The 1,492-nt window shown below is 68.9% G+C and carries 1 protein-coding gene; it reads left to right on the forward strand.

The features are described 5' to 3' along the window. Nucleotides 1-192 precede the first annotated feature (192 nt). A complete protein-coding gene (locus ACYVID_RS18120) occupies nt 193-1,479 on the forward strand; it encodes an ISL3 family transposase (protein ID WP_460739466.1) in 1,287 nt (428 codons plus the stop codon). Nucleotides 1,480-1,492: the final 13 nt, after the last annotated feature.

The raw sequence follows: 1,492 nt of genomic DNA on the forward strand, positions 1-1,492 counted from the left end.
GGCTCTTCGTACCTGCGGTGGGAGTGGGTGAGCGACTTGGCATGACGCGGTCGGGGTGAATGGGGTCGAGGCCCTCCAGGATCGGGAGCGACCAAGCTGCCCAACCGGAAGGCCTCGACGATGCTCGAGCCTACGGCGTGCGACCGTTCACGCCCGCGCCCTGAACACCCCTGCTACTGCCAGCGATGCGACTTGTTGGTCGGCCTGGCTGGCTTCCACGTCATCGACGTCAGCCAAGACGCCGGCGCTGTCCGCGTCGTGGTCGAGACACCCGCCCAGCAGACGGGCTGCCGCGCGTGCGGGGTGATCGCCCACAGTCACGGCCGCCGCGAGGTGCGCCTGATCGACGTGCCCTGCTTCGGGCGCCCGGTCACGCTCATCTGGCGCAAGCGGACCTGGCGTTGTGCGGAGGAGAAGTGCTCGACGAAGTCGTTCACCGAACAGCGTCTCGACCTGGCCGGACCCAGGGCGTTGCTGACAGTGCGCGCCTGCTGGTGGGCCATCACCCAACTGCGGGGCGAGCACGCCTCGATCGCTGGGCTGGCCCGTCAGCTCGGCACGACGTGGCGCACGGTGTGGCGCTCGATCCAGCCGCTGCTGGAAGCGATGGCCGCCGAGGAGGGCCGCTTCACCGACGTCACCTCGCTTGGGGTCGATGAGCACATCTGGCACCACGTCTCCACCAAGCCCATCGACCAGGGCGGCCGCGGGCCCAAGGAGCTGACCGGGATGGTCGACCTGTCGCGTGACCAGCACGGACGCGTCCGCGCCCGGCTGCTGGACCTGGTCCCGGGCCGGTCCGGCAAGGCCTACGCCGACTGGCTGCAAGAGCGTGGCGAGGAGTTCCGACGTGGGGTGAAGGTCGCAGCCTTGGACCCCTTCCACGGCTACAAGACTGCTATCGCCGACCAGCTCCAGGACGCCGTCGCGGTCCTGGATGCCTTCCATGTCGTCAAGCTCGGCACCGCCGCGGTCGATGAGTGCCGACGCCGCGTCCAGCAAGAGACCCTCGGGCACCGAGGCCGCAAGGGCGACCCGCTCTACGGCATCCAGAAGCTGCTGCGAGCTGGGGCTGAGAAACTCACCGACAAGCAGTGGACCCGTCTGGAGAAGGCGATCGCCGCGCGACCCGAGGAACACCTGCAGGTCTGGATCGCCTGGTCCTGCGCCCAGCAGCTGCGAGCTGCCTACCGCCACCGCGACCCCGCCCAGGGCCGCAAGATCGCCGAGAAGATCCTGGCGTCCTTCCCGACCTGCCCGGTCCCCGAGATCGCCCGACTCGGCCGCACCCTGAAGCGGTGGTCGGCGGCGTTCTTGGCCTACTTCGACACCGGCCGCTCCAACAACGGCGGCACCGAAGCCATCAACGGCCTCATCGAGCTCCACCGCCGCGTCGCCCGCGGCTTCCGCAACTACAACAACTACCGGCTACGCATGCTCCTCATCGGCGGAGGACTCGACACCCTCATCCCCACCTGAAGTACGAAGAGCC

This window comes from Nocardioides ginkgobilobae (assembly GCF_054781275.1).